Source organism: Alteromonas sp. 4NH20-0056 (genome assembly GCF_057539655.1).
This window is the reverse complement of the sequence record NZ_BAAJLS010000010.1, coordinates 1-26,226: the sequence shown is the minus strand read 5'-3', so window position 1 is coordinate 26,226 and position 26,226 is coordinate 1. Positions and strand designations below refer to the sequence as shown.

Sequence of the window (26,226 nt, the reverse complement as noted above, 5' to 3'; positions counted from 1 at the left end):
CATGGCGTTAACAACATTATCATTTGATAGCCCTGATGCGCTTACCAGCGCCTTTGCGGCCGATTTAGTAAGCATCTTAAAGACCGGTATACAGACTCGTGGTCGCGCATCGCTTGTTGTCAGTGGCGGAAGAACGCCGTTGCCACTTTTCAAGCAGCTGAGCGAGACAGATCTTGAGTGGGATAAGGTTGATATAACCCTTGCTGATGAGCGTTGGGTAGAAGAGGGGCATGAGGCGAGTAACACTAGTCTTGTTAAACAAAACCTTATTCAAAACAAGGCAGCTTCAGCGCGCTTTGTTGAGCTAAAAACTGAAGGTCAGGACGCTAATGACGGCGTTTTGGCTGCGCAGGAAAATGTCGCTAGCATGGCACAACCTTTCGACGCGCTTATTTTAGGAATGGGAGAGGATGGCCATACGGCATCGTTGTTCCCTTGTTCTGAGCAAGTGCAAGCTGGGTTAGACATGAATAGTGGTAACACGTGTATTGCGGTGCAGCCAACCACAGCACCTCATCAGCGTATATCCTTAACGTTGCCAGCGCTGTTGAACAGTAGAAATATATTTTTGCATCTTACCGGTGAGAAAAAGAAGCAAGTGCTTTTAGACGCTATCGAGAATGCATCAGAATTGCAAAAGCCCATTACCGCAGTCGTTAACCGCGCGCCGGTTACCTTGATGTGGGCGCCATAGGAGACAACCATGAACCCGAAAATTGCAGAAGTCACTCAGCGTATTATTGAACGCAGTAAAGATACGCGTAAAGCCTACTTAGAGAAAATCGAGACCGCGCGACGTCAAGGTCCACACCGTGGTGCATTATCGTGCGGGAATCTCGCGCATGGTTTCGCTGCATGTGGTACGGCTGATAAATCTGATCTTCGTTCAATGACAAAAGCCAATGTTGCCATTATTTCTTCATACAACGACATGCTGTCAGCCCATCATCCTTACGAAACGTACCCTGCGATCATTAAAGAGGCAGTGAAAGAGGTAGGCAGTGTGGCACAGTTTGCTGGTGGTGTTCCGGCAATGTGTGACGGCGTAACGCAAGGGCAAACGGGCATGGATTTGAGCCTGATGAGTCGAGACAATATTGCACAAGGAGCAGCCATTGCCTTGTCGCACAACATGTTTGACTCGGCGTTAATGCTGGGCATTTGCGACAAAATCGTGCCTGGGCTGCTTTTAGCATCATTGACGTTTGGACATTTACCTACCGTATTTGTGCCGGCAGGTCCAATGCCGTCGGGTTTACCGAACAAAGAAAAAGCACGTGTACGTCAAGAATATGCTGAAGGCAAAGTAGGTCGTGATGCGCTATTAGAAGCAGAATCACAGTCTTATCACTCAGCGGGTACCTGTACATTCTACGGCACAGCAAACTCAAATCAGCTAGTGGTTGAAATGATGGGCCTTCATTTACCGGGATCGTCGTTTGTGAACCCAGGTACACCATTGCGTGACGCGTTAACCAAAGCCGCTGCCGTTCAGGCGACTCGCTTAACCGATTTAGGTGATAACTATACGCCAATTGGTCATATTGTTGATGCTAAAGCCATTGTGAACGGTCTTGTTGGACTATTGGCAACGGGCGGTTCTACTAACCATACTATGCACTTGATTGCGGTTGCGCGCGCGGCGGGTTACATCGTTAATTGGGACGATTTCTCAGACATTTCAAACGCCGTGCCGCTACTAACACGCATTTATCCAAATGGTTCTGCCGATATTAACCATTTTGTAGCTGCTGGCGGCATGTCATTACTCATCAGGCAGTTACTTGATGCTGGCTTGTTACACAACGATGTGAAAACTATCTGCGGCGAAGGCTTAGACTTTTATACAAAAGAGCCAGTGCTTATCGATGGCGTATTAGAATGGCGTGATGGCCCCACTGAGTCGCTCGATAAAGAAGTACTTGCGACAGTGGAAAGCCCATTCAAACCAGATGGCGGTTTGAGCGTACTGGAAGGTAATTTAGGTCGTGGTGTGATTAAAACGTCAGCCCTTCGTAAGCCGCAATGCACAATTAAAGCCCCAGCCGTTGTATTTGAAGACCAATTTGAATTAGATGCTGCATTTCAGTCAGGCGACTTAGATAAAGATTGTATCGTAGTGGTTCGCTTCCAAGGCCCGTCGGCGATTGGTATGCCAGAATTGCACCGCCTTACGCCACCACTAGGTGTGTTGCAAGACCGAGGTTTTAACGTTGCGCTAGTTACCGACGGAAGAATGTCAGGTGCATCGGGTAAAGTACCTGCGGCAATCCATGTTACTCCTGAAGCGTTTAAAGGCGGTTTATTGGCGAAAGTTCACAATGGCGACATGGTTGAACTAAATACCGTGACCGGCCAACTTACGCTACACGTTGACGAAGCGACGCTTGAGTCAAGAGAACCGGCACCAGCCAATATTAGTCATCATCATGTGGGCATGGGGCGCGAAATGTTTGGCGGAATGCGTGCCATTTTAACGGGTGCAGAAGAAGGTGCATGCTCGTTGTTTTTCAACCAGGAGCAAGCGCTATGACACACAAGTTTGTGTCTGACGTAGGCGGGACGAATATTCGTGTCGCCCGCGTGACCGACGAGGGTGTAACAGACATTAGAAAGTACCTGTGCACAGACTTTGCGAGTATTGACCTCGCTATCGCGCAATATTTTAACGATATGCCTCAGTACACATTTACCCAAGGATGTATTGGTATTGCGTGTCCCGTGTTAGGTGACCAAGTTGAGATGACTAATCACAGTTGGGCATTTTCTCAAAAAGCCCTACGCAGCCAGTTATCACTTGATGCGTTATACGTTATCAACGACTTTACTGCGGTGGCCCATTCATTACCGGCATTGGGTACAAGCCAAGTGTTACAAATAGGTAGTGGTGTGGCGAAAGAGGGCGGCAACATTGCTGTATTTGGCCCCGGTACCGGGCTAGGCGTTGAGCATATTACGATGACCTCGTCAGGATGGCAGACGCTAGACGGCGAGGGTGGCCATGTTGATTTTGCGCCGGTTGATGAAACTGACGTTATCGTATGGCGTCATTTACACAGTACGCTTGGTCGCGCATCGGCAGAAGAAGTCATGTCAGGTAGAGGGATTCATAATATCTACACCGCGCTAGCGACACATGCAGCCGAACCTGCCACCTTCACCGATGCTGCGCAAGTGAGCGAAGCGGCGTTGGCAGGAACCTGTGAAATTGCGCATGCAGCACTAACACAGTTTTGTCGAATCATGGGAAGTTTTGCGGGGAATCTTGCTCTTAATATGGCGACCACCGGAGGCATATTCATCGGCGGTGGCATAGCTAGCCGATTCCCTGAATTTATTCAAAATAGTGATTTCAGGGCTCGCTTTGAGGCGAAAGGCCAGATGAAGCACTATGTGAAAGATATCCCTACCTATTTAATTGCAGAGCCTGATCATGGTTTATTAGGCGCCGCTGCATATCTTCAACAACATACTACGAGCTGAATTATGACAACGAATTGGAAATATTCACCGGAAGAAATTTTTGCAGCGGGCCCGGTTGTCCCTGTGTTGGTGATTAACGATGTAGAGAAGGCTGTACCATTGGCAAAAGCGCTAATGGCTGGCGGCATTAAAGTGCTAGAGGTGACGTTAAGAACGCCTTCAGCGATTGACGTTATTAAACGTATTGCGGAAGAAGTGCCAGAGTCGCTAATTGGCGCGGGCACTGTGACTAATGCGCAGCAGCTAAAAGCGGTGACTGAAGCCGGTGCTAAGTTTGCGATTAGCCCAGGAATGACTGCGGATTTGTTAAAAGCAGGGATGGAAGCTGATATTCCTCTTATCCCAGGTATTTCCTCAACATCAGATCTTATGAAAGGTAAAGACGCAGGTTATACCCACCTTAAGTTTTTCCCAGCAGAAGCTTCTGGTGGTGTAAACGCGATTAAATCTATTAGCGGTCCGTTTCCTGATGTAACGTTCTGTCCAACGGGCGGTATTGGTCCAGGTAATTACAACGATTACCTTGCACTTAAAAACGTTAAGTGTGTTGGTGGCTCTTGGTTGGCGCCAGACGATGCAATAGAAGCGGGTGATTGGGATAGAATAACCCAACTTGCAAAAGATGCCGTGGCGGGCGTTAAACACGCATAACGATAAAAAAACCTGCTTTACGCAGGTTTTTTTATATCTGATTGCTTCACTATCGCGACGACTATAACGGCACAACCCGTTGGGTTAGCGTATGCGAAGCCCCTGGTGCGACTTCTAAGCCTTGGGTAACCGCAGATTCAACGCATAACATATGTTTGTATCCAAACGCATCCATGTCTGAAATAGATGCGGCTCCTTGCCACGGATTCCAAACTACTAAGCTGTCACTGCCCGACGAGATAACGTCGGTAAACCCTTTACCCTCTTGCTCGATGGTTGCCCTTTCTACCGCACCCAAATGAATACGGTCTGTTTCTTGTGAAATGGTGTATGGTTTGGGCGCAGGCATAATGGCCCAGTCAGCCGTTTTATCTTTGTACTGATGGTTAATACCCGCTAATGCCGTGTCTTTAATATGCGAAACACTAAAGTAGGTATGCAAGGCACAGTTGAAAGTAAAGGGGGCAACGCCTGTGTTTTTAGTGGTAAGGGAAACGTCAAGCGCGCGGCCAATGACAACAGTTAACGTTACATCGCAGTCGTACTCAAACCCTTCAGCACGAGTAAACAGTGGCGATAAGGTAATATGTGTACCCGTTCCATCTTCTGTTGCGCTAATCAGCTTCCATACTTGAGTGCGCAGAAAACCATGAGAGGGCAGCGCACCTTTGTCACGGCCATGATCGTCACTAAACCACGGCCAACAGACGGGAATTCCACCGCGTATAGGCCGCTCGCCATTTAAATATGCATGAGGGCTTACCCATAACCTCTCTGTATTATCGCTTTTGGGAATAAACGAAAGTACATGCCCGCCAAACAAACTAATTTGAGCAGTAGCGAACTCGTTATCGACATTGAGGAAGGTAAGGCCGTTCGCCTCACTTATTGTAACGGAAGTGACCGTATCCATACGTTCTCCATGAACGGACAAAAAAGACTATTGTGCATCTAAAACAAAAAAGGTGCGAATATTATTCGCACCTTTTTTATCGATTGGGTATAAGGCGTGACCTTACGCCACCCTTATTTAGAAACGTGAGCCACTAAATCAAGAACCTTGTTTGAGTAACCCCATTCATTATCGTACCAAGACACTACCTTCACGAAGGTGTCTGTTAGTGCAATACCTGCAGTGGCATCGAAGATTGATGTATTTGGATTACCGATGAAGTCATTAGACACAACCGCATCTTCAGTGTAAGCCATGATACCTTTAAGCTCACCTTCTGACGCTTCTTTCATCGCAGCACAAATGTTTTCGTAGCTGGTAGGTGTGGCTAGATTGACCGTAAGGTCAACGACTGATACGTTGGGCGTAGGTACACGGAAGGCCATTCCTGTTAATTTACCATTAAGTTCTGGAATGACTTTACCTACTGCTTTCGCTGCGCCAGTCGATGATGGAATGATATTTTGGCCCGCGCCACGACCACCACGCCAGTCTTTTGTTGATGGGCCGTCTACGGTTTTTTGTGTCGCTGTCGTTGCGTGTACTGTTGTCATTAAGCCATCAACAATACCGAATTTATCATTTAGTACTTTAGCGAGAGGCGCTAAGCAGTTCGTTGTACATGACGCATTTGAAACAATGTTTTCGCCTGCGTAACTGTCTTGGTTTACACCCATAACGAACATTGGCGTGTCGTCTTTAGAAGGCGCAGACATGACGACTTTTTTCGCCCCTGCTTCTAAATGCTTTGATGCTGTCTCTTTCGTAAGGAAAAGGCCTGTTGATTCTACAACAACGTCAACATCAACCTCATTCCACTTTAGAGCAGAAGGATCGCGCTCTGAAGTAATACGGATTGTTTTACCATTTACAATAAGGTTGTTGTTATCTACCTTTACTTCGCCGTCGAATAATCCATGCGTAGAGTCATACTTGAGTAGATAGGCAATATAATCTGTGTCTAGAAGGTCGTTTACTGCAACCACTTCGATGTCTTCACGAACCGCTGCAGCTCGCATTACTAAGCGTCCGATTCGTCCGAAACCGTTAATACCGATGCGAATTGTCATGGCGTACCCCTATTAATTAGTATAAATGTGAAAATAAATTACGTAAAGTATGGATCAAAATGGCATAATTGGCAAAAGAAAAAGCAAAAGTGTTGCAAAATTACAAACAAATACTTATGCAATCGTATTCAGTTTTCACCGAACGCATGTTTCTAGAATAATGTTAATAAATTGTATTAATACAAAATCGGCATTTTTCGATCGCGTGCCTTTCATTGAAAAACAGGAACAACAAAGATGACACAACAACGTCTGCAACAACTGGTTGAAATGCGTGGAATAGAAACCCACTATGTTGACGCGTGGGGCAAACCAGCAACCATCGCAGAATCGAGTAAAACCAAGTTACTCAATGCGCTTGGTTATGACACGGATAACGATGAAGTGATAGCATCTCAAATGAGAGACGATATCAATTCAGTATGGTTATCTGTACTTAATCCTGTTCATGTTATTCGTACCGATGAAACTATTAATGTTCCCGTTCGATTACCGCTAGAGCTGGTAAACGATGAACATGTGCTAACGATTACACTAGAGTCAGGCGAAACCCTGTCGCATACCTTTACCCCCGTAGATGCTGAAATGACCACAATGGCTCACATCGACGATGTAGAGTTTCATGAATACGTTGTCACCTTGCCAATGGTTCTCCCAATAGGCTATCACACGCTTTCTTTATCGGCAGATGGCGATACTTTCGGCGAATGCCGTATGATTATGGCTCCTAAAGCGTGTTTTACACCAAAAGAAATAAAAGAAGGCAAGAAAGTATGGGGGTTAAGCGTTCAGCTTTATTGCGTAAGAAGTGAAAGTAACTGGGGTATAGGTGATTTTACCGACTTAACGACGCTCATTGAAAATGCAGCGGGCGTAGGCGCAGATTTTATAGGCTTAAACCCTATACACGCTTTATATCCTGCTAACCCCAATGCGTGCTCTCCTTATGGTCCAAGTTCGCGCCGTTGGTTAAATTATTTATATATCGACCCAACAGCGGTTGATGGCTTCGAAGACGATAGTGTTCAATCTATTGTCAAGTCAGAGGCATTTACCGCAACCCTTGAGCATGCTCGAAACGTTGAGCATGTTGATTATGAGGCTGTCGCACAGCTTAAACTTCAAGCGTTACGTGCTGTGTTTGAGGTGTATGACGCCCGCTTTCTAAAAAAGAATACGAAACAAAACAAAGCATTCAAGGCATTTGTGGAAGAGGGCGGAGAGAGCCTTGACACGTTAGCCGTTTATGATGCACTGCAATCAGACCTAAAAGCAAAAGGTAAAGAGAGCTGGGGTTGGCCTGTATTCCCGAAAGAATTCCAAGATTATCACAACGCCGCGGTTGCTAAGTTTAAAAAAGCCAATGCCAAAGAAGTGAAATTTTATCTATTTTTACAGTGGATTGCCGCACAACAATTAGAAGCCGCCAGCCAGAAAGCGACAGACTGTGGGATGACGATTGGTTTGTATCGTGATTTGGCAGTAGGCGTTAGTGAGGGAAGTGCTGAAATTTGGGGTAACAAGGACTTGTATTGTACCGATGCGAGTGTCGGTGCGCCGCCAGATATCTTAGGTCCACTGGGACAAAATTGGGGACTTCCTCCCATGGACCCTCGTAAATTGTACGAGCAGGCGTATCAACCCATTATTGATTTGTTCTCTGCAAATATGGCATCAAGCGGTTCATTACGTATAGACCACGTGATGGCATTGCTGCGTCTGTGGTGGGTATATCGAGGTGATAATGCAAAAGCAGGCGGATACGTTTACTACCCCGTTGACGACCTTCTTGGCATTTTAGCGCTCGAAAGCCATCGTAATGAAAGCTTAGTTATAGGTGAAGACCTTGGAACTGTGCCTGAAGAAATTCGCAGCAAACTTGCAGATAATGGCGTGTATTCTTATCGCGTATTTTTCTTCGAGCAAGCCGAAGACGGTGGCTTCTTTTCTCCTAGTCATTACCCCGTTCAGTCTATGTCGACACTTACCACACACGATATGCCCACCCTTATTGGTTATTGGCATTGTTTAGACTTAGAACTCGGTAAGACGTTAGGGCTTTACCCTACTGATGAGGTGCTACAAACGCTTTACACCGACCGTCATGACAATAAGCAATCGATATTAGATTCACTTCATGGTCATGGCTCAGTAGATGACCGAGTAAGCCGCGATGTGAACAATACGCCAATGACAGAAACGTTGAATTATGCGATGCAAGTGCATATGGCGAAGGGCTCTAGCGCATTGTTGAGTTTGCAGCTAGAAGATTGGTTACAAATGGATAAGCCGGTGAATATTCCCGGTACGTTTAACGAGTATCCGAATTGGCGCAGAAAGCTAACACAGAACGTCGAGGATATTTTTCATAATCATGCTATAACTGGGCTAGCACATCAGCTAACCCATGCACGTAAAAAGGCAGGTAATGGCTAGGGATTACATAGCCATTAAATGCAGAAATAGCGAATAGTAAGCGTGGTTACTATCGCCTAAATTACAGGTAATGAACCCGTGATTAGCGGGTTTTTAACAGGAGTATTTAATGCAGTTAGCACAGCAACTTAAGAACGCGTCGTGTACCCATCCGTATTCGTCACTTGGCGTGACGAGCACAAATGACGGGGATAAAGTAAGAGTATGGCAACCGGGTGCCGACACCGTTTCGTTGACGTGGCTTGAAAAAGGGAAAAAGAAAAGCGCTTCACTTGCATTAAAGAAAGTCAGTGATTTAGGCTTGTTTGAAGGGACAGTGCCAAACACATGCAACGGCAAAAATTATCGCGTAGATGTCACTGCTGGCAGCAATGATTATAGCTATGTTGACGCGTATCAGTTTAAAGACGAAGCGTTTCACGCCGTACACTTTATTGACAGTAAACCAGCGAATTTATACGAACAAGCCGGTGCTCAGTTATTGTCGCTCACACTGTCAGATAACGCGCACCTTGATGTTGTTCGATTTTGTGTTTTTGCCCCTAACGCCTCTGCTGTGTCTGTAATAGGTGATTTTAATCACTGGAACGGAAGCCTTCACCCAATGGAGAAAACGTCCATGGGATATTGGGTATTGGTTGTACCCAATGTTACCGAAGGCGCTCGTTACAAATATCAAATAAAAGATGCAAACGGCCACGAGCTGCCACACAAAGCTGACCCATTAGGCTTTAGTGCGGAACAATACCCGTCACATGCATCGAAAATCTACAACCACGATAACTATGCATGGAATGATGCTGAGTGGCTTTCCTCTAGAAAGCGCGATAAATACGCGCAGCCTATGAGCATTTACGAAGTACACCTTGGTTCTTGGAAGCGCCCAGATGCAGATAGCGATGGACGTTATCTCTCTTATCACGAATTAGCCGATGAATTGATTGGTTATGTGAAAGATATGGGGTATACGCACTTAGAGTTACTGCCTGTTTCAGAGTTCCCATTTGATGGAAGTTGGGGTTATCAACCTGTCGGTATGTTTGCTCCCACTAGCCGCTTTGGTTCACCAGATGACTTCAAATACTTCGTAGACAAGTGCCACCAAGCGGGCATTGGCGTTATTATCGACTGGGTTCCTGCGCATTTCCCAGAAGACGCCCATGGCCTCGCACGTTTCGATGGAACGCATGTATACGAATATGACGATCCACGAAAAGGCTGGCACCCTGATTGGAACTCTTGTATCTACGATTTCGGCAAAGACACCGTAAGGCAGTTTTTGGTTGCCAACGCACTTTATTGGCTAGATAAATTTCATATCGATGGGCTTCGTGTGGATGCCGTTGCCTCAATGCTTTATTTAGATTATTCCAGAAACGATGGAGAATGGATCCCCAATGTTGACGGTGGTAATGAAAACTACGAAGCCATTAGTTTACTGCGGTGGATGAACGAAGAGGTTTACAATGCGTTTCCAGATGCAATGACCATTGCAGAAGAATCCACATCCTTCCCTAAAGTATCAAGGCCCGTGTTTGATGGTGGGCTTGGGTTTGGCTTTAAGTGGAATATGGGGTGGATGCACGATTCTTTGAATTATATTTCAAAAGACCCAGCTTATCGCAACTATCATCATGGCGATATTACGTTCAGTATGGTGTACGCGTTTGATGAAAATTTTGTATTGCCCATTTCGCACGATGAAGTGGTGCATGGAAAAGGGAGCATGTTGCGCAAAATGCCGGGCGACGAGTGGCAACAAGCGGCAAATCTTCGATGTTATGCAGGTTTCATGTATGGTCATCCTGGCAAAAAGCTCAACTTTATGGGTAACGAGCTTGGTCAATTTAAAGAGTGGAATCATGATGCTGGCTTAGACTGGGCGGCGTTAGAGAGTGATAAGCACCGAGGCATTCAAGCGGTGTATCGTGCTCTGAACCATATGTACCGCGATACACCCGCGTTGTACGAACAAGATCACGTTCACGAAGGGTTTGCATGGCTAGACCACGACAATGCGTCGCAGAGTATTGTTTCATTCGTACGCAGTGCGAAGGGAAATAAACAAAAGGTGTACGTAGTAAGTAACTTCACACCTGTGCCAAGAGAGCATTTTAGAATTGGCGTTGATACCAACGAACCTCTCACGCTGTTATTAAATACCGACTCGAGTGAGTTTGGAGGAAGTGACTTTGCGGTAGAGCAAACCCTTACACCTACATCGGTACCGTGGAATGGGCGCGCGCAATCTGTCGATATTACGCTGCCACCATTGGCAACCATTTTCTACGTGACAGCGTAATTTAAGGATACTGAAGCAATTGATGGATAATGAGCTAGCATTTTCTACTATACAAAATGGTGAACCCACTCCTCTTGGCGCAACGCTAAAGCCAGAGGGGTGTAACTTTGCCATTTACGCGCCAAATGCAAAATCGGTAATGTTGTGTTTGTTCAATGGCGATACGGAAGAAACAATTGCTGAATGCCCATTACCGGAGAAAACCGGTGATGTGTGGCATGGCTTTGTTCCATCGATTCTAGCAGGGCAATATTATGGGTATCGGGTTGAAGGGCAAGATAATAGCCTTCATGATTTCTCGACGGATAAATTGCTTATCGATCCTTACGCTAAAAAGCTCAGTCGCCCGTTACAATGGGACGAACGACGTTACAAGCATGATTCACAGTTTATGGTTCCAAAGGGCGTTGTGTTGAGCGAAGACGAGCTAACGCCGCCATGTGCTACGTTAGTTCCTATAGGAAAACATAAACGCATTATTTATGAAGCCCACGTAAAAGGGCTGACGAAACAACATCCAGACGTACCTGCTGAGCATCGTGGTAAATTTCTGGGTGCAGCGCACCCAAGCGTTATTGCGCACATTAAGCAGCTTGGTGTTACTACCGTGCAGTTTATGCCGGTTAATGCGTTTATGCCTGAGCCCTTTATTACTGATAAAGGATTAACCAACTATTGGGGCTACAACCCGATAAACTTCTTTGCCCCTGAGCCTCGATATGGGGTGAATAATGCGCTCGATGAGGCCAAGCAGATGGTAGCGGCTTACCATGAAGCCGGACTAGAGGTTATCCTTGATGTGGTGTACAACCACACTGCTGAGGCCGGGCACGGGGGCCCAATCCTCTCGTTTAAAGGGCTTTGCCCTTACAACGCATATTTACTAGAAACCACCGACAAAAAAGACACGGTCTACTCAAATCATTCTGGGTGTGGAAACACGATAAACACCAGCGACCCATTTATGATGGGGATGATATTAGATGCTATGCGTTTCTGGGTCTCTACGGTTGGTGTTGATGGTTTTAGGTTTGACTTAGCGGTTGCGCTAGGAAGAGAGCCTCAAGAATATACGAAAACATCTGGCCTGTTACGGGCCATTAGCCAAGATCCTACATTGAAAGATAAAGTATTACTTGCTGAGCCTTGGGATATTGGACCTAACGGTTATCAGGTTGGAAACTTTCCTTCGCCATGGTTAGAAGTTAACGATAAGTACCGAGATACGGTGCGTGCGTTTTGGCGCTCTGATGATGGTGTAACGGCAGATTTTGCGACGCGGTTAATGGGGTCGCGAGACATATTTCACAAAGGGCTGCGCCATATTTCCACCTCGGTCAATAACATTACTTATCATGATGGTTTTACGCTTCACGACATGGTGACATACTCAGAGCGCCATAACTTAGACAACTTAGAAGATAACCGTGATGGTCATGGGCATAACCTTTCTCACAATTATGGCATTGAAGGCGAGACCACTGACACGGCAATCATCCAATTGCGTGAACGCCAGAAACGTAATTTATTTGCGACCTTAATTTTCTCTCAGGGAACCCCGCATATTTTAGGGGGGGACGAATTAAGTCGGACACAAAACGGCAATAACAACGCCTACTGTCAGGACAACCCCATAAGTTGGTTTAATTGGTCCCTTAACAAGAGAAAACAAGATTTCTTGTCGTTTTGCCAATACGCCGTCCGACTGCGTCAAACGTCAAGTTTACTCAGTGAATTAAAGCTCGATGATGACCATTTCACCCTGGGCAGAAATGTTAGTCAGATTAATTGGTTTAAACCAGATGGATCTGACAAAGCATCTGAGGATTGGAACGCAAAACATAACAAAGCATTCGGCGTTGAAATAAAAGGGTGTGCTTCTGCTCATAGCTCCGTGGAGCACTGGTTTTTGTGTGTTAACGCCAGCGATAACGATGTCAGGTTTCACCTTCCTACACCACCAAAGAGCGGAGGATGGACACTGCATCTAGACACACGCTACGCGTCGTTAGATGATCAGCCATCTATTTGCATTCAAAAAGTATTCTTGCAAGCAAATCGCTCGTTAGCATTGTTTAGTTTTAGTGAAATTACGCCGTAAGCTTTACCGTTGACGACAAAAGCGGCATACCGTATCGATATTGTCATGATAAGCTGTTCTTTATTTATCCAGATGGTATCATGCGCACCCATCTGGAATGTGAGGGTGAACCTATGCAAAATGAAGGTGGAAATCAGAACACATCGATCGCGTGCGATATTGGCTTTATCGGATTAGGTGTGATGGGCAGTAACTTAACGATGAACTTGGTTGACCATGGTTATCGTGTTGCTTGCTTTGACTTAGATCAGCAGAAAGTTGACGCTATCCTAACCAAGGATGCGTCTGAAAGAGCCGAAGGAACTGCGCCACGCGTTGAAGGGTGTAGCTCATACACAGAGCTTCTTAGCAAATTAAAAGCGCCTCATCTTATTATCTTGTCTGTGCCGGCAGGCGATCCCGTAGACCATGTTTGTAACCACCTCATTGATGCTGGAATTAACGCTGACGATATAATCGTTGATACTGGTAACTCACTATGGACCGATAGCGTTGCTCGCGAGGAGCAGTACAGAGGAAAATTCGTATTTTTCTCAACAGCGGTATCTGGTGGTGAAGTTGGGGCACGATTTGGTCCCTCTCTAATGCCTTCTGGTAATCCTTACGCATGGACTCGCATTGAGCCAGTATTAAAATCAATTGCAGCGAAAGTCGATCCACAAACCGGTAAGCCAATAGAGAGCACGACACCGGGACAGCCTGTAATTGAGGGCGAACCTTGTGCCACTTATATAGGCCCTATTGGCGCCGGTCACTATGTGAAAATGGTTCATAATGGTATCGAGTATGCTGATATGCAGCTTATTTGCGAGGCCTATCATGTTATGCGCGAAGCGCTTCATATGGCGCCTGCGGAAATAGCAGAAGTATTTAGACGTTGGAACGATGGAAAGCTAAATAGTTACCTTATCGAAATTAGTGCCGAAGTGTTAGAGCAACTTGACCCAGAAACCAAGCAGCCTTTAGTAGATGTAATTCTAGATAGAGCCGGACAAAAAGGGACGGGCCTATGGACGGCAGTCAGTGCGCTTCAGGTGGGCAGCCCAGCACAAACCATCACGTCAGCAGTCTTTGCGCGCAGTATTTCAAGCTTGAAAGAAGAGCGTGTAACTGCAAGCGCAGTGTTAACAGGTCCTGACGCAGTAACCTATTCTGATGAAGAAAAGATGGCTATCGTAAATCAGCTTGAACAAGCGCTTTACTGCTCAAAGATTTGTGCATATGCGCAAGGGTTCCAGTTGATGGCGATGGCAGGCAAAGAGCACGGATGGAAATTAGAGTTCGGCGAAATTGCAAAGATATGGCGAGCAGGCTGTATTATTCGTGCTGTGTTCTTGCAATCCATTTCGAAAGCGTATGAAACCAATGAAGATCTATCAAACCTGTTGATGGACCCATTCTTTGCCCAGCAAATTTCTGAGTATCAATCTGATTGGCGTCAATCTATTGCGCAGGCAACACTAGCTGGTGTTCCATGCCCAGCGATGATGTCAGCACTGAGTTATTACGATTCTTATAGAACAGCAGTATTGCCGGCGAACCTGCTGCAAGGGCAACGTGACTACTTTGGTGCGCATACCTATCAACGCGTTGATAAAGCGCCTGGGAAGAAGTACCACATCGAGTGGAGTGATCCAGCTCGCCCCGAAACGGCTATCAAACGCTAAGATAACCCTTTCACTGATAATGTCTGAAAAGGTGTATTGTTAAATACACCTTTTTTTGTTTGGAGAGAAAAATGTCAAATAATGAGTGGCAAGATAAACTAAGTGAAGACGAATATCGCGTGTGCCGAGAAGCGGGCACAGAGCGACCATTTACCGGTGCATTATTAGATGAAAACCGCAAGGGCATTTATGTTTGTAAATGCTGTAATGCAGCGTTATTTCCATCAGATACCAAGTTTGATGCAGGCTGCGGTTGGCCCTCGTTCTTCAAACAACTTGACGCTGAAAACGTAGGCTATCGTGAAGATAACTCGCTTGGGATGCGTCGGGTAGAAATTTATTGTAAACAATGTGATTCACATCTAGGGCATGTATTTTCTGATGGACCTGCGCCAACAGGTCAGCGTTACTGCGTGAACTCATTGTCACTTACCTTCAACGGTGAGGACAACAGCTTAGTAAAAGGGTAATCGCGCTGAGCAAAGGGTCTATGAAAGGTGAACTTCTGGTTAAAATTTAACCTCTTTGGGCTCGGTAGCGAAAGACCACACGAAAATCCGCGGCATAACCGCGGATTTTTTCATTTTTTTAGCCGTTGAAAGTGTAATTCATTTTCAAAATCACAGTCGGTCAAGCATCAGCGTATCGGCATTAAACTCGCCTGAATTTAATGAAGACACAATATCGTCAATAATGTTATCAAGGATTGAAACCGGTAAATTAAATGCGTCGCCTAGTTGTTCTCGCTGAATAGAAGGCATACGCTCATCAAACGCTTCGCTTACTCCATACCATACGTAAGCCATGCGATAATTTTCGGTATCCATGCCGATTGACGCAAGAGAATGGTAAATACCGATATCAATATTATCGGGGTCATCGTATAAACTTAATGCCCGATATAGCGTTTTGATAGTTCGCACTTGGTCTGTCTTTATCTGTGCCGAAGCTAGTGAAACCAAGAGCTCAGGGTCTCTCACCTTATTGCTTGCTGCGTACCTTTCAAAACGGTGAAAGGCGTCTTTATCGTTGAAGCGCGTCCAATGATAATAAGATAGGTAGGGATCAAGAGAGCTTTTCGTTTCTCTTGCGAGCCGCTTCAATTCTTTTTGCGCGGTAATAACCCCTTTTAGCCGAGTCGCTTCTTTTCCTTTACGCTTAATATGTTCAATGTGCTGCACCTCGTCGACACAGACTAAGTAATCTTCGAAGGCTAGTAACAACGGGTATTTGTACGCGTCCGTTTTGTCATCTTGGTGATAGTAACGTATTCGAATAATATCCGCTCTTTCGTACCTACAGCGGGCATCTAAGCTAAGATCCAGACATAACTCGCTGTTTTCGTCGCAGATTTCACTGATTGTAGGTTCGAAGAAGTCACCGCAGCCTTGCAGTACCAAACTTACAAGCAATACGAAAAGTGTATGTAGCGTTTTTGTTGGAAAATTACCAAACAAACGGCGCGAAGTAGACGTTATTGTTAGTTTTCTGAAATTTATCAACAATTTGGTCATCCTAGGTTGTTTTATTAAGATTATGCCCGTCATCGTCAGACGATAACTCACCGAGTGTACCCTAAGAATAACAATAGCTGACGTGCAAATAACCGTTAATTTTCATCAATGAAGGCAGAAGCATGAATCAACAGTTTGAGCAGGAATTACAAAGTAGCTGGCAGGAGCGCCAAGAATACGCAGAAATGATGTTGCCTTTAATCGGTAAATTATACCGAAATAGAGCAATAGAAATTTCTGTTTATGGTCGCTCACTACTTAATGCTAGTGCAACAGACATCATCAAGGCACACAGAAAAGTACGCTTACACGAAGGCATTAAACTACGCCTAAGAGAAAGCTTTCCTATTCTTGAAGCGTTGAATGACATGCAATTAGCGCCTGCTCAAATAGATATTGGCAAACTGGCTTTTGATTTTAATTTCGGCTCTGCGGTTGACAACACCGACCTAACGGCCTACCTCAAAGAAAAACTAAACGACGTTGTTGATAAGAACGATGAACAAGAACCTCAAGACGTTGTACTTTATGGGTTTGGTCGTATAGGTCGCCTTCTTGCTCGCTTGTTGATAGAGCGTCAGGGTGAGAATAATAAACTTCGCTTACGCGCCATTGTTGTCCGCGGCGGAAGAGAAGGGGACTTAGAAAAACGCGCAAGTTTACTTCGTCGTGACTCGGTCCATGGACCTTTTAATGGCAGCATTTCAATTGATGAAGAAAAGAATGCCTTAAAAGCCAACGGTTCATATATTCAGGTCATCTATGCCAATAGCCCTGATGAAGTTGATTACACGAAATACGGTATCAACAACGCGATCGTTGTTGATAACACGGGTATCTGGCGTGACCGCGATGGGCTTGGGTTACACCTAAAAGCCAAAGGCGCAGCGAAAGCAGTACTTACGGCACCTGGTAAGGGCGATATCAAGAACATCGTTCACGGTGTTAATCACGATGAAATATTGCCTGAAGATACTATTATTTCTGCGGCAAGTTGCACAACAAATGCAATTACGCCAGTGCTAAAAGCGCTTGATGAAGAATATGGTATTGATAACGGTCATGTTGAAACCGTTCACTCATACACCAACGATCAGAACCTTATTGATAACTACCACAAAGGTGATCGACGCGGCAGAAGCGCGCCACTTAACATGGTTATCACTGAGACTGGCGCAGCGAAAGCGGTATCTAAGGCCTACCCTAAACTAGCAGGTAAGCTTACGGGTAATGCTATTCGTGTACCGACGCCTAATGTTTCACTGGCCATTCTTAACTTAAACCTTAAGACTGCCACTGACAGACTCGCGGTGAATGAATTCTTGCGCGATACGGCGTTGTTTTCATCGCTTCAGCACCAAATTGACTACACCGCCAGTAAAGAAATTGTATCTACAGACTTAGTTGGCTCGCGCGCGGCGTCAGTCGTCGATTCGCAAGCGACAATTGTGGCTGACAATCGCTTAACGTTATACGTTTGGTATGACAATGAGTTTGGTTACAGCTGCCAGGTAATGCGTGTAGTGCGTGATATGGCGGGGATTACGTTCCCAACACTGCCACTTTAATATTAAGTGCTGTATAAAAACCGACCTAAAGTGGTCGGTTTTTTGTTTGTGTAAACAAAACCTATACTACTGAGCGCAGAAAACACGAGGCTTCCAATAGTATTTCTACTATTGTCTATGCTAAATTAGCGCACAAATAACAAGGAAAACGACAGTCCATGCATATTTCCAGTCAATTCGATAGCGGTAACATCGACGTTGTTAGCGCAGCATCACCCGAAAAGATCATTCTTTCGATACCCAACGACAATCAATCCGAGTTTGCACAGTGGTTCCATTTTAGATTAGTGGGCGAAACATTCGTTACGCACACCATGACACTGACAAATTTAGCTAAGTCAGCGTATCCAGCTGGATGGGAAGAGTATAATGTGTTGGCTTCTTATGACCGCCAGACATGGTTTCGCGTGCCAAGTAAATTCGACGGCGATAACTTAACGTTCTCGCTTACGCTAGAACAACCTAGTGTTTACTTCGCGTACTTTATTCCTTACAGCTATGAGCGTCATTTAGACTTAATTCATGATGCACAGATGTCCTTAATGTGTGAGCACCGCTTTCTTGGCTTGACTCTAGATGGTCGAGATATGTCAATGCTTGTGATTGGTGAAGAGACGCCTGAAAAGAAAAAGGTGTGGATTACGGCCCGTCAGCATCCAGGTGAAACCATGGCCGAATGGTGTGCCGAAGGGTTAATCTACCGCTTGCTTGATGAGCAGGATGGCTTAGGAAGAAAGCTGCTTGACGATGCTGTTTTCTACATTGTTCCTAATATGAATCCTGACGGCAGCGCTAGAGGCCACTTACGCACTAATGCGGTAGGCACAAACCTCAACCGAGAGTGGGCTACACCGACAGCAGAGAAAAGTCCTGAAGTACTTTATGTCCTCAACGCGATGACTGATATTGGCGTTGATATGTATTTGGATCTTCACGGTGATGAGGCATTGCCATATAACTTCGTTGCCGGTACTGAGGGTAACCCAGGTTATAACGCAACCATTGCAGACCTTGAGAATACCTTTAAAGATACACTGATGGCGGCTACGCCCGAATTTCAAGACGTTTACGGCTACGATAAAGATGAACCTGGTAAGGCCAATCTAACCGTAGCCTCAAACGCGGTTGGTCATAAATTCTCGTGTATGGCTTATACCGTTGAGATGCCTTTTAAAGATAACGCTGACGTGCCTGATGATGTGTACGGTTGGTCTGTACAGCGCAGTAGACAATTAGGTGAAGATTTGTTGATCGCGGTAAAAGCGGTAATCAGCAAGTTAAAATAACAGGAGATTAGGCGGGTTATTATGATAGGTTAATAACCCGTTTTTTATATCCATAAGCATCTTGGTTATCGACGGTCATTACCGAAAAATAAAACATCCAAAAAAAGAAATCATAACAACAAAATTTAGAGGGGAGTCACCTTGGAAGGGTTATACAGTTTTCTCGTTTTACTAGACGGGTTTTTAGGGGGAGCAGGGTGGTTTCCTTACGTGCTTCTTGGCGTGGGGTTGTTTTTCACCATATACCTAAAATTCCCGCAAATTCGATTTTTTAAGCATGCGTGGCAAGTGGTTACGGGTAAGTTTGATAAAGAAAGCGATCCGGGTGATACCACCCATTTCCGAGCACTAACTACCGCGCTATCTGGAACGGTTGGAACCGGTAACATCAGTGGTGTTGCGTTTGCTATTTTCCTTGGCGGCCCTGCAGCATTATTCTGGATGTGGGTAACAGCATTCTTAGGTATGACAACAAAGTTTGTAGAAGTAACTTTGTCACATAAATACCGGGTAAAAACTGAAGACGGCACCATGGCGGGTGGTCCCATGTACTACATGGATAGACGCTTGAACATGAAGTGGTTGGCTGTAGCGTTTGCTATCGCGACCGTCATCAGCTCATTCGGTACGGGTAATTTGCCACAAAGTAACGGTATCGCGCAGAGCATCGAGGCTACATTCGGTTTTGAGCCGTGGATGGTTGGCAGCGTGTTAGGTATTTTGCTGGCGCTTGTTATCCTTGGCGGTATTCAGAGGATTGCCGCGTTTACTGCGCGTGTAGTGCCGGTGATGGCCGTTATTTATCTTATCGGGGCGATGGGCGTGATTTTCGCGAACCTTGAGAATATTGGTCCGTCGTTTGTCTCTGTGATTAACGATGCCTTCACGGGTTCTGCCGCTGCGGGTGGCTTCTTAGGTGCTTCATTAGCATATGCCTTTAACCGTGGTGTTAACCGAGGTCTGTTTTCTAACGAAGCGGGTCAGGGGTCTGCACCTATTGCTCACGCTGCGGCGAAAACTAAAGAGCCAGCATCTGAAGGTATGGTTTCGTTACTTGAACCTTTCATTGACACAATTGTTATTTGTACCATTACCGGCTTAGTCATCCTGTCTTCCGGTGTATGGAAAGAGAAGCACGAAAACGTCTTCGATCGTTCAGATATGCTGTTTGTTGAGGGCAAGTACGATGATAGTAACCAAGCGGATGTAGATAAACTCTACGGTTATCTTAACGACGTAGAAGGTAATGAAGTCAACGCGTTTAACGGCACTATATCGGTAGTTAATGGCACAGCAGTTAGTGGCGGGTTTACACTATTAAACTCTCGTTCAGTCGCTGAAGACGTGAAATATTCGGTGGGTAGCGAAGACTTGTTTACTGGTACGCTTAAAATTGAAAAAGGTAAGCCTGTTAAAGACAATTTGGAAATTAGCGGTAAATCGCTAGTGCATTCAGCTGCGCTGACCACGATTGCCTTTACCCGCGGTTTCTTTGGGGACTTTGGGCAGTATATTGTTTCGATTGGTCTGATGCTGTTTGCCTTCTCAACCGCGATTGCATGGTCGTATTACGGTGACCGCGCGATGACCTATTTGCTTGGTCCCCGTTCAGTAATGCCTTATCGCGTGATTTACGTGGCAGGTTTTGTTTGGGCGGCGTTCTCTGATACCACGTTAGTGTGGGCGCTATCAGCAGTCGCTATCGTTGTGATGACCCTTCCAAACTTGTTCGGCATTATGCTGTTAAGTAAAGAAATGAAAGAAACAGTGAACGATTATTGGGCACGAAATAAAAAATAATTGTCACTAATGAAGGCGTGTTCCGGCATCCGTTAAAAAACGGGTGTCGTTACACGCTTTTTTTGTATCTATTGGCGCATTAAAACCAACTGCGCTTCACAGGCGTAACTAAGTTAAGTATTATTGCGCACCTCACTTATTTAGCGCTACTTGGGTTTTATCTCATGTATTTTCAAACGGGAGCAACATATGGCATTAGTAAATTGCCCGTCATGCAGCAAAAAAACGTCTGATAAGGCAAGCAGCTGCCCGCATTGCGATTTTAAAATTGGTAATGCAAGTGCTGAAGACATTGAACGTAAGCAGCAGTTACAAAAGTTTAAGAAACTTCAGAGTATTCAAAACCAGTCGCTCATTGCTATGCTTATCTTTGTCGCAGGTTTTGGTTTCATGTATTGGGGTGGCACCAAACCTGGTGATTTGCAGCATAACTTAGCCATAGTGGCGAGCGTATCGGGCTTTGTTTGGTATTTGGTTAATCGTGCCCGTATTGTATTAATTAAGCGTTTTAATTCATGAATGTAGAAGTATTAGTTAACAGCATGACGCCAGAGCTTTATGAGCGCCTACGTCTTGCGGTGGAAACAGGTAAGTGGCCTGATGGAAATCCTCTCACTGAGGATCAAAAAGCCAGCTCTATGCAGATGGTAATGCTGTACCAAGCCAAAATTGAAAAGTCGTCGGAACATATGACGGTTGGTGGAAATGGCGAAATTGTGCACAAAAGCAAACAAGATTTTAAACGTGCACTTGTAGATGAAAAAGATGATAACAACACCATAGCGCGGTTTAAACAGGATGATATTTAGTCGGTTATTTGCAGCATCGTATACCAGTTCAAAGCCCGAAAAGCGGTTAGAAGCAATCAACAACCTTTCACCAGAAAAGCCAGCAGAAAAAACAATACTCCACGAGCTTGCGTTTAATGACGACAGTGCGGACGTCAGTGTAGCGGCACTTGAAAAACTCAATACGTTTGTTCTATGGCAGAAAATGGCTCAGATTGCCAAAAATGACAGAGTAAAACGCCTTGCTGAAAGGCGGGTTGAAAGTGCACTGTTACAAACGAGCGATATTGTATTGTCTGACTCAGAGCGAGATGCTTATTTACGTGAAAACGCTAATGCTGAGCTAATTCAACATGTGGCGAGCAAAAACACCTCGATAATTGACAACGCCGTGTTGGCAAAAGCACTTCTCACAAAAGTAGACAAGCCCTCATTTACGCAGTTCGTTCTAGTAAACACGTCGTCTGATGAGTTAAAGGCACATATCGTGTCGTCTATCAACGATATTACTATGCTGCAAAAGCTTGCTAAGAAAGTAACCTCTGAAGAGATGCAAGCTGTGTTGGACGCGCGTGTCGATGCGTTACTCGTTGAAGCTCAAAAGCCAAAAGCGTTGGCTCGCGCATTTACCTTATGCTTATCTAAATACCAAGCGTTAAAAGATAAGCAAGACGTCGAAGCAATTGAATCGAAAAAAGTAGCGCTTGAAACTGAGTATGCATCACTGTTGCAAGATATAAAGTTGCTCGATGATGAACAAGCTAAAGACATTGCGGTAAAGTATGAAAAAATTCATACACAACTTACCCGTTACCTTGCGCAAATAAAACCACAGTGGGAAGCCCAGCAGCGTGCTGACGCGCTTACGTCGCTGTTAGAACTCTACAAACAGCAGATGGAGCATGCACAGCAACAGGTCAATTGGTTATTTGACGAGCGGCTGTGCGAGGCGACGCTGGCAGACGTCGCGGTGGTAAACGAGTCAGTCAGAGGTGTGGAAGCCACCATTGAGCAATTAACGCGCATGTCTTATCAAAATGTTGATAATGCAAAAGCAAAAGCCGCAGCGCTAAATGAGACGTTAGATGCCTTCGCCATGCAGCAGCAGTATGCGCAAAAATTACTTTTATGCGTAGAGCGTGCTGAGGCACTAACGCGGGATGCCGCGAGAGAAGACGGGGCAGATAGTTCTGAGACGACAAGCGATGTTAATGCTAACGAGGTTGATGGCGTGGTCGCGCAATTTGAAGCGCTGCAAGAAAAATACAACAGTATTTCTGCACAATTAATCAAATCGCCAGTGTCAATTGACGCGCGATTTAAAAAAGTACGCCGTGATATTCGTGCAAAACAGCGAGAGGTAACAAGTCGCTCGAAAAACGAAATGAACAGTGTTCGTAAGCAACTTTCAGTCATAGACAGCTTGGTTAGCCAGGGAAGGTTTCGTGCAGCCATGGCGAAGTTTAACCGAGTAAAGGCTTCTTTCAGTGGGCTAACGGTTGAGCAGCAATCGCAATTACAAATTCGTTTTGATAATACAGCAAGTGAAATTGAGCGATTGGAAGGGTGGCAACAATACCTTGCAGCGCCTCGAAAACCATTGTTAGTTGAGCAAGCACAACAACTTGCTGAAAGCGAAGCGGGTGATATTAAAGAACGAAGTGAAGCAATTCGTGTTTTAAGGCAGCAATGGCTTAGTTTAACCGGTGCCGATGACGGTGACGATACAGCGCTGCAAGGCGCGTTCGACGAAGCATTAGAAAAAGCGTTTCAGCCGTGCAGACAACATTACGCCGAGTTAGATGCTCAGCGTGCCGAAGCACTCGCCATCCGTAAAGCGCTAGTTGAAGAAGCTACTGTTTTAGATGCATCCTTGCCAGAAGATGTGTTATCAAAGCAGGTAGACCGTCTTTCAAAAAAATGGAGTGTGACGGGGCAAGTTGAAAAGGCGCAATATGAGACGCTAAAGCAATCTTGGCATGAAGCATTGGCGCCACATCAAGAGAGAGTTAAAGCGTGGAGGCTTTCAAACGCAGAGAAAAAATCTGCATTGGTCGACGAAGCGCTAGCGCTATGTGAAGCGCAAGATGTCTCGCAGGCCGCTGACGCAGCCCAAGCATTGCAAAAACAGTGGAAAGCAATTGGTCATGCTGGGAAGCGTAGTGAAAGCAAACTGTGGAGCGCTTTTAAATCGGCAAACGATACGCTTTTTGCAAAATTGAAGGAAAGCCGAAAAGCTCAAGACCAAGCAAGTCAGGCCCAGGCTGAAGCGCTACTTGAGACGTTGACGAGTATTGCAGAGACTGACAGTGCCACTGAGAAAAAAGCGCGGTTGGACGACTTTGAACGTGATTTGCCGGGTTTAACGAAGCCGCAATTGCAAAAAGTGGAACGCCAAATTGGTGTTATTCGAAAGCAGCTTAACGACAGTCAACAGCAGGCAAAGAACCGCAGGTTGCGTGAACGCGCAACAGCGCTGTTACGCGTATTAGAACGTGGTGAAATACCACAGGTTGATACAGAAGATGGTGAGAAAATAGGAAAGCGTTTACTGGCGTTACTTACCGCAGACACCCCTCATACTCGTGATAGAGCGTGGCTGACGGTAGCGCTAGAAGTGGTTACTGAAAACCAAACACCGGATAATTTGTCAGACATAAGAACCAACGTGCAGCTTACATTAATGACAAATAAATTAGAGCACGGTGAAAGTATGTCTGCCCGTGATGTAGTTAATGCGTGGCTTTCTCACGGTGTGGTTGATACTGAAGAGGTAGCGTTGCTTGCGCGTTTTGCGGCAATTATTGAAGCAAACCCGAAGGTGCTTGATTAGTATGAACAACGAAATTGAGTACGTGTTTGAAAGCGAGATGCGTGCGTATCGGTTTTTAAACACCGTAAAACATTTCGATGCTGATGACTTACGCGTTAAGTTCGGTCGAAGTGACACTCACGTTTATGTGTCTTATCGGTACGTACTCGGTGAGTTCGATACCACGCTATCTAAGCTCGATGATTTAGCCCGTGAATTGGGGGGGAGTGAGGCTTAAGTGCTTCTCGTTCAGTTTGAAAGAACTGCAAATAAAAAAGGGCCGATATAATATCGGCCCTTTTTCGTGTTATGCGTAATGATTAGCAATCATCATCTTTCGCATCGACACCTTCTTTTACGTCTTCACAAGCATCTTCTACTGCATTACCTGCGTCTGTTACCATTTCATCAAGCTCTTCGCCTGCATTTTCGGCTTCGCCATCTCCACATGCAACTACTGACATTGCAAATACTGAAACAGCCGCTAATTTTAAAAGTGATTTTAATGTGATCATATATTTCTCCAAATCCTTTGATGTTTTGAATAGTGGTGTAGTTATGCCCTTGGTGCCTTGCCGCGTAATGCGTTAGCAATTAGCGAAATTACTAGCAATGCTACAAAAATAAAGAATAAAAACTGCGCGATCCCTGTCGCTGCGCCGGCTATTCCGCCGAAACCAAAAACTGCTGCAATAATGGCGATGATAAAAAATGTAATTGCCCAACCTAACATGGTTATCTCCTTGTTTTGCTTCCGTAATGACACAAATACTAATGCGAGTACTGTGCCGCTTTGTTAAGCTTCTAATTATTAAAGGTTTATTTCTTTTTAATGGCTTTTTGTGTTGTTTGAAGTCAGCGGTGTGCTAAAGGTTTACACAACACATTGCATTTTTTACATTGTGCGGAAAACCTAAAATACAAATGCTACTATGCAACAAGCGAACAATAGGGAAAGACAATTATGGCAAATTCTCATTCGGCTTTTATAGGGTTGATGCAGCGCGCAAGAAACGTAAAACGCTGGCCGTTAATGGCACAGTTTCAAGATGAGATGCTATCTACTCATGTTTACGAAGCGTCGGTGGTGGCACATATGTTAGGTGCAATAGCGGCTGACGTATTTAATGAAGAGGTAGATCCTGATCGAGTTGCGGCGATGGCGATATTTCACGAAGGCAGTGAAATTGCTGGTATGAGTGATATACCAAGCCCTGTTAAATATCATGACCCGGAAACGACGGCTGCTATTAAGAAATTAGAAAAGCGGTTTGAGGCGATGTTGATCAAAACGTTGCCAGAAACGCTACAAGCGCGGTACCAACCTTTAATTGAGCAAGATAAAGATGATATTCATGTTCGTTTAGCTAAAGCGGCGGATGTATTGTGTGCTTACCTTAAGTGTGATTACGAGCTGTCAAAGTCTAACTCAGAATTTGCGAACGCCATGCATGAAATGGAAGTTCAACTAAACCGTTATCGTCAGAAGATGAAATCGGTCGATTATTTCTGCCGCATCTTCTTAGAAGACGCAAAAGCGACACTCGATGAGCAAACAAAAGATTTGGAATGGGTAGAGCGCGCCAATAATCTCCATTTAGATACAAAATAATAAAAACATCGTGCTGCTAAACGCAGCGCTATTAATTGGGTGTCACCCCCCTTTATACATAGACACCCACCTTTTCAGCTTACTCCCGTGGACGCAACCAGTAGCCACAAGCCTTTCCTGAACATAGACACCCACAACTGTTAGGCTGAATAACCAGAGTGTAAATATGGAAGCGTAAATATGC

The 26,226-nt window shown here is 45.2% G+C and carries 22 protein-coding genes; 17 read left to right on the top strand and 5 right to left on the bottom strand.

The window, feature by feature from the left end; all coding sequences use genetic code 11:
- The first annotated feature begins 1 nt into the window (after position 1).
- The 4 genes from pgl to AC27EZ_RS15165 are packed head-to-tail and all read left to right on the top strand — an operon-like array spanning position 2 to position 4,134.
- A complete protein-coding gene (pgl, locus tag AC27EZ_RS15180; protein WP_487136125.1) occupies positions 2-694 on the top strand; it encodes a 6-phosphogluconolactonase in 693 nt (230 codons plus the stop codon).
- A 9-nt stretch (positions 695-703) separates the two neighbouring features.
- Positions 704-2,533, top strand: coding sequence for a phosphogluconate dehydratase (edd, locus tag AC27EZ_RS15175; protein WP_487136124.1), 1,830 nt, complete (start codon positions 704-706; stop codon positions 2,531-2,533).
- Positions 2,530-3,483 carry a glucokinase gene (gene glk / locus AC27EZ_RS15170; protein WP_487136123.1) on the top strand — a complete coding sequence of 318 codons (954 nt, stop codon included), beginning with the start codon at positions 2,530-2,532 and terminating at the stop codon, positions 3,481-3,483. The genes edd and glk overlap by 4 nt, the downstream gene beginning before the upstream one ends.
- A gap of 3 nt (positions 3,484-3,486) precedes the next feature.
- A complete protein-coding gene (locus tag AC27EZ_RS15165) occupies positions 3,487-4,134 on the top strand; it encodes a bifunctional 4-hydroxy-2-oxoglutarate aldolase/2-dehydro-3-deoxy-phosphogluconate aldolase (RefSeq protein ID WP_421131696.1) in 648 nt (215 codons plus the stop codon).
- A 61-nt stretch (positions 4,135-4,195) separates the two neighbouring features.
- On the opposite strand, the gene AC27EZ_RS15160 is transcribed toward AC27EZ_RS15165, so the two are convergent.
- Together AC27EZ_RS15160 and gap are read right to left on the bottom strand one after the other, a co-directional pair.
- Entirely contained in the window at positions 4,196-5,047 is an 852-nt protein-coding gene (locus tag AC27EZ_RS15160; protein ID WP_487136122.1) for a D-hexose-6-phosphate mutarotase, read from the bottom strand.
- A gap of 113 nt (positions 5,048-5,160) precedes the next feature.
- On the bottom strand, positions 5,161-6,156 hold the full coding sequence (gene gap, locus AC27EZ_RS15155; RefSeq protein ID WP_487136121.1) for a type I glyceraldehyde-3-phosphate dehydrogenase: 996 nt from the start codon (positions 6,154-6,156) through the stop codon (positions 5,161-5,163).
- Between the two features lie 237 nt (positions 6,157-6,393).
- Between gap and malQ the strand changes: the two genes are divergently transcribed.
- The 5 genes from malQ to msrB all read left to right on the top strand — a co-directional run bounded on the left by malQ (position 6,394) and on the right by msrB (position 15,132).
- Positions 6,394-8,592: a 4-alpha-glucanotransferase gene (malQ, locus tag AC27EZ_RS15150; RefSeq protein ID WP_487136120.1), complete on the top strand. Its 2,199-nt coding sequence runs from the start codon at positions 6,394-6,396 to the stop codon at positions 8,590-8,592.
- 109 nt (positions 8,593-8,701) lie between these two features.
- Positions 8,702-10,894, top strand: a complete 2,193-nt coding sequence (glgB, locus tag AC27EZ_RS15145) for a 1,4-alpha-glucan branching protein GlgB (protein ID WP_487136119.1) — start codon at positions 8,702-8,704, stop codon at positions 10,892-10,894.
- Between the two features lie 22 nt (positions 10,895-10,916).
- Positions 10,917-12,995 (top strand): glycogen debranching protein GlgX, encoded by a 2,079-nt coding sequence (gene glgX / locus AC27EZ_RS15140; protein WP_487136118.1) that lies wholly within the window; start codon positions 10,917-10,919, stop codon positions 12,993-12,995.
- A 113-nt stretch (positions 12,996-13,108) separates the two neighbouring features.
- Positions 13,109-14,662 carry an NADP-dependent phosphogluconate dehydrogenase gene (gene gndA, locus AC27EZ_RS15135; RefSeq protein WP_487136117.1) on the top strand — a complete coding sequence of 518 codons (1,554 nt, stop codon included), beginning with the start codon at positions 13,109-13,111 and terminating at the stop codon, positions 14,660-14,662.
- A gap of 71 nt (positions 14,663-14,733) precedes the next feature.
- Positions 14,734-15,132 (top strand): peptide-methionine (R)-S-oxide reductase MsrB, encoded by a 399-nt coding sequence (msrB, locus tag AC27EZ_RS15130; RefSeq protein WP_487136116.1) that lies wholly within the window; start codon positions 14,734-14,736, stop codon positions 15,130-15,132.
- Between the two features lie 150 nt (positions 15,133-15,282).
- Here msrB and AC27EZ_RS15125 read toward each other — a convergent pair whose 3' ends face one another.
- The gene (locus tag AC27EZ_RS15125) at positions 15,283-16,176 is read right to left on the bottom strand and encodes a DUF2989 domain-containing protein (protein WP_487136222.1); all 894 of its coding nucleotides are present in this window, start codon (positions 16,174-16,176) and stop codon (positions 15,283-15,285) included.
- A gap of 122 nt (positions 16,177-16,298) precedes the next feature.
- Between AC27EZ_RS15125 and AC27EZ_RS15120 the strand changes: the two genes are divergently transcribed.
- From AC27EZ_RS15120 to AC27EZ_RS15090, 7 genes are all read left to right on the top strand, one after another.
- Positions 16,299-17,744 (top strand): glyceraldehyde-3-phosphate dehydrogenase, encoded by a 1,446-nt coding sequence (locus AC27EZ_RS15120; RefSeq protein WP_487136115.1) that lies wholly within the window; start codon positions 16,299-16,301, stop codon positions 17,742-17,744.
- Positions 17,745-17,902: 158 nt separating this feature from the next.
- Complete coding sequence (locus AC27EZ_RS15115; RefSeq protein ID WP_487136114.1) at positions 17,903-19,030, top strand: M14 family metallopeptidase; 1,128 nt, start codon at positions 17,903-17,905, stop codon at positions 19,028-19,030.
- Between the two features lie 141 nt (positions 19,031-19,171).
- Positions 19,172-20,830, top strand: a complete 1,659-nt coding sequence (locus tag AC27EZ_RS15110; RefSeq protein ID WP_487136113.1) for an alanine/glycine:cation symporter family protein — start codon at positions 19,172-19,174, stop codon at positions 20,828-20,830.
- Between the two features lie 189 nt (positions 20,831-21,019).
- Positions 21,020-21,349 carry a hypothetical protein gene (locus tag AC27EZ_RS15105; protein WP_487136112.1) on the top strand — a complete coding sequence of 110 codons (330 nt, stop codon included), beginning with the start codon at positions 21,020-21,022 and terminating at the stop codon, positions 21,347-21,349.
- Positions 21,346-21,639 (top strand): YeaC family protein, encoded by a 294-nt coding sequence (locus tag AC27EZ_RS15100; protein WP_421131684.1) that lies wholly within the window; start codon positions 21,346-21,348, stop codon positions 21,637-21,639. The genes AC27EZ_RS15105 and AC27EZ_RS15100 overlap by 4 nt, the downstream gene beginning before the upstream one ends.
- Positions 21,629-24,451: a DUF349 domain-containing protein gene (locus tag AC27EZ_RS15095; protein ID WP_487136111.1), complete on the top strand. Its 2,823-nt coding sequence runs from the start codon at positions 21,629-21,631 to the stop codon at positions 24,449-24,451. The genes AC27EZ_RS15100 and AC27EZ_RS15095 overlap by 11 nt, the downstream gene beginning before the upstream one ends.
- A gap of 1 nt (position 24,452) precedes the next feature.
- Positions 24,453-24,668, top strand: coding sequence for a hypothetical protein (locus AC27EZ_RS15090; protein ID WP_487136110.1), 216 nt, complete (start codon positions 24,453-24,455; stop codon positions 24,666-24,668).
- Between the two features lie 82 nt (positions 24,669-24,750).
- On the opposite strand, the gene AC27EZ_RS15085 is transcribed toward AC27EZ_RS15090, so the two are convergent.
- Together AC27EZ_RS15085 and AC27EZ_RS15080 are read right to left on the bottom strand one after the other, a co-directional pair.
- On the bottom strand, positions 24,751-24,945 hold the full coding sequence (locus tag AC27EZ_RS15085; protein WP_487136109.1) for a hypothetical protein: 195 nt from the start codon (positions 24,943-24,945) through the stop codon (positions 24,751-24,753).
- Positions 24,946-24,986: 41 nt separating this feature from the next.
- On the bottom strand, positions 24,987-25,163 hold the full coding sequence (locus tag AC27EZ_RS15080) for a DUF1328 domain-containing protein (RefSeq protein ID WP_487136108.1): 177 nt from the start codon (positions 25,161-25,163) through the stop codon (positions 24,987-24,989).
- 231 nt (positions 25,164-25,394) lie between these two features.
- Between AC27EZ_RS15080 and yfbR the strand changes: the two genes are divergently transcribed.
- Complete coding sequence (gene yfbR, locus AC27EZ_RS15075; RefSeq protein ID WP_487136107.1) at positions 25,395-26,042, top strand: 5'-deoxynucleotidase; 648 nt, start codon at positions 25,395-25,397, stop codon at positions 26,040-26,042.
- The last annotated feature ends 184 nt before the right edge of the window (positions 26,043-26,226 follow it).